The sequence below is a fragment of the Caulobacter sp. Root1455 genome, assembly GCF_001426905.1.
Classification (GTDB): domain Bacteria; phylum Pseudomonadota; class Alphaproteobacteria; order Caulobacterales; family Caulobacteraceae; genus Caulobacter.
The window spans coordinates 97,625-106,563 of record NZ_LMFQ01000012.1; the positions used below are offsets into that span (position 1 = coordinate 97,625).

Annotated in this window: 12 protein-coding genes; 6 read left to right on the forward strand and 6 right to left on the reverse strand. The window is 69.0% G+C overall.

What is annotated here, in order from left to right:
- Positions 1-4: 4 nt before the first annotated feature.
- Positions 5-355, reverse strand: a complete 351-nt coding sequence (locus ASD21_RS07850) for a UrcA family protein (RefSeq protein ID WP_056439149.1) — start codon at positions 353-355, stop codon at positions 5-7.
- A gap of 328 nt (positions 356-683) precedes the next feature.
- On the opposite strand from ASD21_RS07850, the gene ASD21_RS07855 reads away from it, so the two are divergent.
- Together ASD21_RS07855 and ASD21_RS07860 are read left to right on the forward strand one after the other, a co-directional pair.
- Complete coding sequence (locus ASD21_RS07855; protein WP_056439152.1) at positions 684-1,472, forward strand: M23 family metallopeptidase; 789 nt, start codon at positions 684-686, stop codon at positions 1,470-1,472.
- Between the two features lie 68 nt (positions 1,473-1,540).
- Positions 1,541-2,482 (forward strand): alpha/beta fold hydrolase, encoded by a 942-nt coding sequence (locus tag ASD21_RS07860; RefSeq protein ID WP_056439155.1) that lies wholly within the window; start codon positions 1,541-1,543, stop codon positions 2,480-2,482.
- Positions 2,483-2,679: 197 nt separating this feature from the next.
- Here ASD21_RS07860 and rpsU read toward each other — a convergent pair whose 3' ends face one another.
- A complete protein-coding gene (gene rpsU, locus ASD21_RS07865; RefSeq protein WP_155856916.1) occupies positions 2,680-2,919 on the reverse strand; it encodes a 30S ribosomal protein S21 in 240 nt (79 codons plus the stop codon).
- Between the two features lie 180 nt (positions 2,920-3,099).
- Between rpsU and ASD21_RS07870 the strand changes: the two genes are divergently transcribed.
- Positions 3,100-3,768 (forward strand): COQ9 family protein, encoded by a 669-nt coding sequence (locus tag ASD21_RS07870; protein ID WP_056439160.1) that lies wholly within the window; start codon positions 3,100-3,102, stop codon positions 3,766-3,768.
- On the opposite strand, the gene ASD21_RS07875 is transcribed toward ASD21_RS07870, so the two are convergent.
- Positions 3,765-4,472, reverse strand: a complete 708-nt coding sequence (locus ASD21_RS07875; RefSeq protein ID WP_056439163.1) for an aspartate/glutamate racemase family protein — start codon at positions 4,470-4,472, stop codon at positions 3,765-3,767. The genes ASD21_RS07870 and ASD21_RS07875 overlap by 4 nt on opposite strands.
- Before the next feature lie 93 nt (positions 4,473-4,565).
- Here ASD21_RS07875 and ASD21_RS07880 point away from each other — a divergent pair, with 93 nt between their 5' ends.
- Positions 4,566-4,952, forward strand: a complete 387-nt coding sequence (locus ASD21_RS07880) for a RidA family protein (RefSeq protein WP_056439166.1) — start codon at positions 4,566-4,568, stop codon at positions 4,950-4,952.
- 132 nt (positions 4,953-5,084) lie between these two features.
- On the opposite strand, the gene ASD21_RS07885 is transcribed toward ASD21_RS07880, so the two are convergent.
- The gene (locus ASD21_RS07885) at positions 5,085-5,471 is read right to left on the reverse strand and encodes a VOC family protein (RefSeq protein ID WP_200941408.1); all 387 of its coding nucleotides are present in this window, start codon (positions 5,469-5,471) and stop codon (positions 5,085-5,087) included.
- Between the two features lie 224 nt (positions 5,472-5,695).
- On the opposite strand from ASD21_RS07885, the gene ASD21_RS07890 reads away from it, so the two are divergent.
- The gene (locus ASD21_RS07890; RefSeq protein WP_056439169.1) at positions 5,696-6,331 is read left to right on the forward strand and encodes a hypothetical protein; all 636 of its coding nucleotides are present in this window, start codon (positions 5,696-5,698) and stop codon (positions 6,329-6,331) included.
- Here ASD21_RS07890 and ASD21_RS07895 read toward each other — a convergent pair.
- Together ASD21_RS07895 and purE are read right to left on the reverse strand one after the other, a co-directional pair.
- Positions 6,328-7,425 (reverse strand): 5-(carboxyamino)imidazole ribonucleotide synthase, encoded by a 1,098-nt coding sequence (locus ASD21_RS07895; RefSeq protein ID WP_056439172.1) that lies wholly within the window; start codon positions 7,423-7,425, stop codon positions 6,328-6,330. The two genes, ASD21_RS07890 and ASD21_RS07895, sit on opposite strands and share 4 nt — an antisense overlap.
- Positions 7,425-7,928 carry a 5-(carboxyamino)imidazole ribonucleotide mutase gene (gene purE / locus ASD21_RS07900; protein WP_056439175.1) on the reverse strand — a complete coding sequence of 168 codons (504 nt, stop codon included), beginning with the start codon at positions 7,926-7,928 and terminating at the stop codon, positions 7,425-7,427. The genes ASD21_RS07895 and purE overlap by 1 nt, the downstream gene beginning before the upstream one ends.
- A 283-nt stretch (positions 7,929-8,211) precedes the next feature.
- On the opposite strand from purE, the gene ASD21_RS07905 reads away from it, so the two are divergent.
- Entirely contained in the window at positions 8,212-8,931 is a 720-nt protein-coding gene (locus ASD21_RS07905; RefSeq protein WP_056439177.1) for a GGDEF domain-containing protein, read from the forward strand.
- Positions 8,932-8,939 lie beyond the last annotated feature (8 nt).

Here is an 8,939-nt window from a genome sequence, read left to right on the forward strand (position 1 = left end):
GGGGTTAGCGGCTGGCCACTTGCAGCGACGACGGGGCGGCCGAGCGGCGCAGGTCGGCGCGCTGGGCGGCGGTCAGCTGACGGCGGACGTCCAGGCGGATCTGGGCCAGGCAGTCGGCCTCGCGGATGTTCGAGCGGATCTCGCGGCCGATGACCTGGCGGCACAGCGCCTGGCCTTGGGTGTCGACACGGGTCCTGAGGACGGCCGCCTGGGCCGGGTCGCTCAGGTTCAGGTCGCCGACCAGGATGCGGGCGGTGGGCTCGGCGGCGTGGGCGTTTTGCAGCAGGCCCAGGGCCGGCACGGCGGCCAGGGTGAAGGTGGCCACGGCGGTCAGGCTGGTCATGAACTTGCGCATTTGAGTTGTCCCTCTGTCTGGGCGCGTCCCTGCGCTCCATGTCCAAAGGTATACTCGCGACTTCTCGTGAATACTCGTTACGTCTCATTCATGACGTGTAATTAAAGAAGTGTACTGAAAGTAATGTTCTAAAATTCCTGTAATGTGGCAACCGGTCATCTGTCGCCTGACTATGGTCATGCTTGATCAATGGTTAAGCTGCGCCGCCTTTTCGCCTCATGGGCGCGGCATAGAGCCCGCCTTCATCATCCCGAAAGGTCGCCCGTGGGATGGGAACGCGCTTTGGCGCGGTCTCTTTGGGGCGACCGATCGTCTGTGAGGATCACTCTTGGCGTCACGAGTCCTGGCCGCAACCTCGTCTCCCTATTCGCGCGCCGCGTTCGCCGCCGTCGGCGGCGCGATCGTGATCTGGGGCATGATCAACGCCGTTTCGGCCGTCGGCGCGATGAACGCCGGCTTGCAGCCGCCCGCGCCGGCCCCGGTGGTCACGCCCGTCACGGCGCCCGAGCCGCCGCCCCCGCCGCCCCCCGCCTTCGTGTTCGACGCCCCGCTGCCGGGCCATGTCGTCAATTCGCCGTTCGGTCTGCGCCAGATGCCGTGGGAAGAGAACGGCCGCCTGCACGAGGGCGTCGACATCGCCGCCCCGGCCGGCGCGCCCGTCCATGTCGCCACCGACGGCGTCATCATGCGCAGCGGCGTGTCGTCGACCTACGGCCGGTTTGTCGAGGTGGGCCACAAGGACGGCTTCCACACCTTCTACGCCCACCTGGGCCGCGACGCGGGCCTCAAGCGCGGGACCTTCGTCAAGCGCGGGACCACCGTGGCCTATGTGGGCAGCAGCGGCCGCTCGACCGGCTCGCACCTGCACTTCGAACTGCGCAACAAGGCCGGTAAGCCGCTGAATCCGGCGCTGTTCATGGGCAAGACCTTCGCCGAGAAGGATGACCTGCCGCTGAAGGCCGCCGCCAGGGTGGGCCGCAAGGTGCGCCTGGCCCAGGTCTCGCGCTGGCCCGAGGGCGTGAAGGCCCCGGGCAAGATGGCGGCGAACGGCGAGGGCGGGGTCACCCGCGTCAAGGGCGGCCGCGTCCGCGTGCGGATCAACGTCGTCGACGGTTAGAAAAACGCCGCGGATCTAGGAGGTGTTCTGTCACTCGACGGACACTGACGCTCGGCTAGAGTGGCCGCATGCTAAGACACGTCGGACGCGCCCTTGCCGGATTCGCTCTTCTCATCGTGTCGTTCATCGCCGTGGGCGGCCTGATGTCGGCGGCGGGCCATCCCGTGCCGCGCGGGACGATGGTCGACATCGGCGAAGGGCGAAGCCTCCGCCTGGTCTGCGAGGGGCCGCGCGGCGACCGTCCGGTGGTCTGGCTGGAGGCGGGAGCCTTCGGCTTCGCCGCCGACTGGGGCGCCACCCAGGAGGCCCTGAGCGCCGCCGGCTGGCGGTCCTGCGCCTATGACCGGGCGGGCATGGGCTTCTCGCCGCCCGGCCCGCCGCCGCGCGACGGCCTGGCCATCGTCACCGACTTCGAGAAGCTGGTCGCCGCCTCGGGCGAGCCGGGACCGTTCATCCTGGTCGGCCACTCGATGGCCGGCCTGCGCCTGCGCCAGTACGCCGGACGCAATCCGGACAAGGTGGCGGGTCTGGTCCTGGTCGACGCCGCCACGGCCGACGCCTCGGAAACCGAAGCGTTCAAGCCTTTCATCCGGGTCTTCACCACGGCGTCGCGCTGGGCGGCGCGCGGGGCTTCGATCGGGCTCTACAAGCCGCTGGTCTATACCAGCCTGGGCGACAAGATCGGTCTGCCGCCGGCCGCCAAGGCCGAGAAGCGCTGGGCCTTCGCCAACGGTCCCCACAACCGCACCGCCGCCGCCGAGGTGGCCGCGTGGTCCCAGTCGGCGGAGCAGGCCGTCGCCGTGCCCGCCTATGACCCGAACTGGCCGGTGGCGGTGGTCACGGCGGGACCGGTCAAGGGGCGCGAGAAGCGCAAGGCGATGCAGGCCGCGCCGGCCGAACGCTCCAGGCGCGGCTATGTCGACCACGTCGAGGCCGCGTCTCACACCCGGCTGCTGGGGGAGACGTTCGCCGGGCATATCGTCAAGGCGGTGGAGTTCGTGGGGAACTAGGTCCTCCCCCTGTGGGGGAGGTGTCGGCGTAGCCGACGGAGGGGGGAGTGATCGGGCGTCGCCACACCCAGGATCCACGACCCTAAGACTCCCCCCACCGGCCTTCGGCCGCCTCCCCCACAGGGGGAGGAATAAACAAAGCCCGCGTGGATCGCTCCACGCGGGCTTGGTGTTTCCGAAATCTCGGAAAGCGTCGCTTAACGCGCGCCGACCGGCTTCTTCGGCATCGGCAGCAGGCCTTCGCGCTGAGCGCGCTTGCGGGCCAGCTTGCGGGCGCGGCGGACAGCTTCGGCCTTTTGACGGGCGCGCTTTTCCGACGGCTTTTCATAGTGCACGTGCCGCTTCATTTCGCGGAACGAGCCTTCGCGTTGCATCTTCTTCTTCAGGGCCTTGAGGGCCTGATCGACGTTGTTGTCGCGGACGAAAATCTGGACCAGGGGTCTCTCTCCATTCGACGGCCCGACCATCTTCCCGAGTCCCTCTCAGGGGCCGGGCGGGCGAACAAAACCTGATAAGCCCGGAAAGGGATCTCCCGGGCGACGAGGGGCGGCTGATAGCAGAGGCGGGGGCCTCTGTCCATGGCGACGCGGCCTAAACTCCCGTGTAGACTCGGATTCATGAGCGACAAAACCGCCGATGCCTCTCGAGACCCGGGCGATTGGGCCGACACGACCGAGCAACGGGTGCTGGACGAGGCCCTGCGCCTGGCCCCGCGCCTGGGATGGAACCCCGGGATGGCCCGCGCCGCCGCGGTGGCCGCGGGGCTCAACGCCGGCGAGGCGCAACTGCTGTTGCCGCAAGGCCCGCGCGACCTGGCCGCCCTGCTGTCGCGCCGCCACGACAAGGCCGCCCTGGCGTCCCTGAAGGCCCTGGATCCGCCCCCGATCAAGATTCGCGACAAGATCCGAGCCGGTGTGGTCGCCCGCCTGGACGCCGCCCAACGCGACGCCGAGGCCCTGCGCAAGCTGGCGGCCTTCCTGGCCTTCCCGACCAACATGCCGCTGGCCCTGACCCTGATCTGGGAAAGCGCCGACGTCCTGTGGCGCTGGGCCGGCGATACGGCGACCGACGAGAATCACTATTCCAAGCGGGCGATCCTGTCGGGGATCCTGGTCTCGACCCTGGCCGTTGACATGGCCTCGGGCCGCGAGTCGGCGCTCAAGCACCTGGACGGCCGCATCGACAACGTCATGGCCTTCGAGAAATGGAAGGCCGGGATCAAGCCGATGAACCTGGCGGCGGAGGTGGCCGCGGCGCTGGCGCGGATGCGGTACGGGCGGTCCTAGGGTCCCGCCAAAGCCCGATCCACCGCCGCCATCGCGTGCAGCGTCGTGGTGTCGAACACGGGCACGGGGCTGTCCTCACGGCCGATCAGCAGCATGATCTCGGTGCAGCCCAGGATGATCCCCTGCGCTCCACGCGCGACCAGCCGCGCGATCACGCCGCGATAGACCTCGCGCGAGACGTCCAGCACCTGGCCGGTCACCAGCTCACGATAGATGATCTCGTGCACCGCCGCGCGGTCCCGCGCCTCCGGGATCAGCACCTCCAGGCCGAATTTCGCCTCCAGCCGGCCGCGATAGAAGTCCTGCTCCATGGTGAAGGCCGTGCCCAGCAGGCCGACCCGGGTGAGACCCGCCGCCTGGATCGCCGCCGCCGTCGGGTCGGCGATGTGCAACAGGGGGATCTTCACCGCCGCGTCGATGGCCCAGGCGCAGCGGTGCATGGTGTTGGTGCACAGGACCAGAAAGTCGGCCCCGCCCTTCTGCAGCGCCTTGGCGGCGGTGACCAGCTCTCCGGCCAGGGCGTCCCAGTCGCCGGCGTGCTGCAGGGCCTCGATCCGGGCGAAATCGAACGACCACATCAGGGTTCGGGCCGAGGCCACGCCGCCGACCCGGTCGCGGACCCCTTCGTTGATTAGCCGATAGTACTGGGCCGAGCTTTCCCAGCTCATGCCGCCGATCAGGCCTATCAGTGCTTGCTCGGCCATGCAGGACTCCGGGAAGGGCGTCACACCGACGGCGCTCTTTCCGCTAAGCTTAGATACGAAGCCTCGAAAGACAAACGCCCGGGAGACGCCGCCATGGAGACCGTGATCCACAATCCCACCGACGGGATCTACGCCGCCACCGACGACTATGTGCATGCCCTGGAAGTGCGTGATCCGGCCCGCATGCTGTTCGTCGCGGGCACCATGGGGCTGGACGCCCAGGGCGTGGCGGGCGCCAGCCTGGAGCGGCAGCTGGAGCTGGTCTGGTCGAATCTGCGGACCATCCTGGCCAGCGCCGGCATGACCGTCGACAACATCGTGCGCCTGACCAGCTACCTGCGCGATCCGGCCTATGTCGAGGCCAACGGCGCGGCCCGGGTGGCGGCCCTGGGCGACCGGCGCATCCCGACCACGGCGATCATCGTCCAGACCCTGGCCGACGACTGGCTGATCGAGCTTGAGATCATCGCCATGGCGTGAGGGCTGGAGCGAAAACCTCGTCCTTCGACGGGCTCAGGATGAGGTTTTCTACTTTCACGGCCTGCACAATGGTCCTCATCCTGAGCTTGTCGAAGGACGACGACCAAGCACGATGCTTGAATGTCGACAGGCCTAGTCCTGCGGCGCGCCCGGTCGCCGCTGGCAAACATGCCAGAGCACGCCGCACGGATCGTAGACATAGGCCACGCGCAGGCCCCACGGCTGCATCGCCGGAGGCTTGGCCGGCTGGACGCCGAACCGGCCCGGCAGGTCCAGCGCCTGGATGTGCGCCCACCAGGCGTCCAGGTCGTCGACCATCAGCTGCATCATGAAGTTCTCGGCCCAGGTCTTCTCGTAATAGCGCTGCAGGATGAAGGCGCTGGCCCCTAGGCCGAAGATCGCCACTTCGCCGTCGAGGAGCGTCTTGAAACCCAGGGCCTGGTAGAACGCCTTGCTGACCGCGAAGTCCTTGGCCGGAAGGAAAGGACGCATCGCCTCCGCGCCGTCGGGAACCGCCATGCCGATTGTCTCCGCCCGTTTCGGGTGCGGGGAGGCTGCTCCGGCGACGTGACGGTGGCAAGAGCCCGCGCTTCCTCCATGAGGCCACACCCGATAGCTTGATCTTGAAAGGCTGAGTTCCCGCCCTTGGCCATTCGATTTCCGGACCAGGCGGCTGCCGGGGTGAAAAGTCAATTTCGCGCACCATCCACGATAGCAGGCGTTGGATCGAGGCCGCCGCGGGCATGGCGATGCTCGGCGGAGGCGCCGCGGTCCTTGGGCTGTGGACGGAGTTCGCGGTCCTGGCGGTGTTTGGCCTGCTCACGGTCGCCTTGGCGATGATCGCGATCCTTCTCCATCGCCGTTACGGCGATCAGCCCCTGCGAAGCCATGCGGCGCGCTCAAGCCGGGTGCGCGCGGAACTCGCCTCCTGGAGCGCGGCCCTGCCGCTCTCCGTGATCCTCGTCGCCCTGGCCTTCCAACCCTCGATCGAGCGGACCAGCCTGGTGTCCGGCAAGCCGATAGAGGTCAGATCGGCGTCCGGTCTGGTCATCATGCCGGATGGACGAAGCTTTCGGTTCACATGCGGAACGAGCGGGCATCGGCGCTACGACTGCCCGGCTTTGGCCAAATGGCGAGCGCTGCCCCGCTGGCCGGAGCCCCAGCATGTCGAGATGGAGGTCTTTGGCAGCCGAATCTACAATTTGCGCATGGACGGCGAGCTCATCGTCGACCGGAAAATCGACAACAGCGACAAGGGGTCGAGGGTTGCGATGGCGCTCGCGGGCGTCGCTCTCGCCGTCGCCGCGATCCGGGCGATCTGGCGTCGAGCCCGACAACTGACCAAGCTCCGGCCCTCCGGAAGGCCTCGCCGCGCCTAGTCCTTCAGTCCCCGCAGCCGGTTGACGTGCCCCATCTTCCGCCCCGGCCGAGCTTCGCCCTTGCCGTAGAGGTGGACGCGGGTCTCGGGCTCGGCGGCCAGCTTGGCCCAGGCCTCGACCTCGGGGCCCAGCAAGTTGGTCATCTCGACATGGGCGCGCGGGGCGGTGGGGCCCAGGGGCCAGCCGGCGACGGCGCGGATGTGCTGCTCGAACTGGTCGACCTCGCAGCCGTCCTGGGTCCAGTGGCCGGTGTTATGCACCCGGGGCGCGAACTCGTTGACCAGCAGCTTGCCGCCGGCCAGCTCGAACAGCTCCACCCCGATCACCCCGACATATTCCAGAGCGGTCAGGATCTTGGCGACGATGGCCTCGGCCTGGTCGCGGGTGGCGGCGCCGACGACGGCCGGCGCGCTGGTGCGGCGCAGGACGCCGCCCTCGTGGTGGTTGTCCGACAGCGGGTAGCAGGCGATCTCGCCGTCGCGGCCGCGGGCGGCGATCACCGACAGCTCGCGCACGAAGTCGGCGGGGGCCTCGAGGATGGCGGGCTGGCCGGCGATCTTGGCGAAGGCGGAGGCGGCGTCGGCCGGCCGCTGGATCCAGGCCTGGCCCTTGCCGTCATAGCCTTCGCGGCGGGTCTTCAGCAGCGACGGTGCGCCGATCTTGGCGACGGCGGCGGCCAGGCCCTGGGCGTCGTCGACGGCGGCGAAGGCCACGGTCGGCACGCCGATCTCGGCCAGGAAGCTCTTTTCGACGACCCGGTCCTGGGCGGCGGCCAGGGCCTTGGCGCCGGGCGCGACCAGCACGCCCTGGGCGGTCAGCTCGGCCACCGTGGCGGCCGGCACGTTCTCGAACTCGTAGGTGACGACGTGACAGACCTCGGCCAGGCGGCGGAGCGCCCAGCGGTCGTCATAGGGGGCGACGATCTGGCGCGAGGCCACGCGGCCGGCGGGGCTGTTCTCCTCCGGGTCGAGGATCACCACGTCGAAGCCCAGGCGGGCGGCGGCCAGGGCCAGCATGCGGCCCAGCTGTCCCCCGCCGAGGATGCCGATCGTGGAGCCGGGGGGCAGGGGAAAGGCGGGCGGGGAAAGGCTCATCAGTCTTCAACGCTCTCGACGACGCTGTCGGTCTGCTGCGTCCGGAAGGCCGCCAGGCGCTGAGCCAGGTCGGCGTCCGAGAGCGCCAGGATCTGGGCGGCCAGCAGACCGGCGTTCCGGGCGCCCGCCTCGCCGATCGCCAGGGTGGCCACGGGGATCCCGCCCGGCATCTGGACGATGGACAGCAGGGAATCCAGACCGTTCAGGGCCTTGGACTGCACCGGCACGCCCAGCACCGGCAGGATGGTCATCGAGGCGACCATGCCCGGCAAGTGCGCCGCGCCGCCGGCTCCGGCGATGATCACCTTGTGGCCGGCGGCCTGGGCCCCCGTCGAAAACTCGACCAGGCGCTGGGGCGTGCGATGGGCGGAAACCACCTTGGCCTCGTAGGCCACGCCCAGGGCGTCGAGCGCGTCGGCCGCCTTCTTCATGGTCGGCCAGTCCGAGCGGCTGCCCATGACAATGACCACTTTGGGGGCGACGGGTGGCGTGGCGGTGGGCATCGGCGACGATTTCCCCAGAAAGCGGCGGTGGAGCGACCCTAGGGTTCTTAGGGCGCTCCGTGACCTGACGGCCGTGAATCGCGGGCCTTATAGCCGCTGGCGCCCAGGCTCCAAAGCCCGTTCTCACCCAAAGGTCCCGGCGAAAACCACAGCCGATCCCGACAGATAGTCCGCCGCCGCGACGCTGCGACACATGGTCGTCGCCATTGTCATGGTTAATGAAAGAACGCAGAAATACTGAAGCTTCACCACAAGTGATTCTCCGAGTGGCGTCCGTCATCCCATGAAGATCACCAGCGTTCGCACCGAATCCTTCTCCGCGATCCGTCGCCGGGCGCTGACCGAGGCCGCCGGGCCGGCGGTGGCGCGGGCCGTGGTCGCCGCCGATACGGCCGGGTTCCTGGGGCTGTCGGAAGCCGACCTGACCCCGCAGGTGCAGGCGGCCCTGAAGACCCTGATGGTCGAGATCGACGATCTGCGCAACGAGGTCGCCCGACTGAAGTTCAAGCTGGGCGAGGCTCAAGGCCTGGCCGACATGGACGTGCTGGCCCCGGTGCTGAACCGCCGGGCCTTCCTGCGCGAGATCAAGCGGGTCGCCGCCTTCGCCCAGCGCTACGGCTCGCCCGCCAGCCTGGTGTTCTTCGACCTGGACGGCTTCAAGGCCGTCAACGACCGCTTCGGCCACGCCGCCGGCGACGAGGCCCTGAAGGCCGTCGCCCAACGCCTGCAGGCCAATGTCCGCGAGAGCGACGTGGTGGGCCGGATCGGCGGCGACGAGTTCGCCGTGCTGCTGGTCCAGGCTGACCAGCAGACCGCCACCTCCAAGGCCGAGACCCTGGCCGCCGCCGTCTGCGGCATGCCGGTGCAGTTGGGCGAATGGTCGGCGCCGCTGCGCCTCTCCTGGGGCGTGCGCGAGATCGAGGCCGGCGCCGACCCCGAAGTCGCCCTGGCCGAGGCCGACGCGGCGATGTTCCTCAAGAAACGCGTGCGCAAGGAAGCATAGTTCAGCCG